Here is a 290-nt window from a genome sequence, read left to right as displayed (position 1 = left end):
AGCAGGAAGATGGCGTCCCCGGACGTCTCGAGCAGCGCCTCGTACTCGCCCGCGAGTTCCTCGTACTCGCGTTCGGTCCGCTTCCGCTCCGTGATATCCTGGACGACGCCCCGCAGTACGGCGTCGTCATCCTGACCGCTCTCGACCCGCTCCCCTTGCGCGCGCACCTCTCGGACCTCGCCGTCAGGGCGGACGATACGGAGGTCGAGGTCGTACGGTTCACCCTCCTCGATCGCCCGCTCGACGGCCGACCGTATCGTCTCCCTATCGGCCGGATGATAGAACTCGAC

1 protein-coding gene is annotated in these 290 nt (G+C 66.9%); it reads right to left on the bottom strand.

Going from position 1 to position 290, the window contains the following annotated elements; all coding sequences use genetic code 11:
• The coding region (locus tag SM755_RS23410) for a PAS domain-containing protein (RefSeq protein WP_323174804.1) at window positions 1-290 on the bottom strand (290 nt) is incomplete at both ends.

The organism is Natrialba sp. PRR66 (assembly GCF_034808065.1).
Taxonomy (GTDB): Archaea; Halobacteriota; Halobacteria; order Halobacteriales; family Natrialbaceae; genus Natrialba; species Natrialba aegyptia.
Note: the sequence above shows the minus strand (reverse complement) of the source record. Positions and strands in the feature narration are given on the sequence as shown.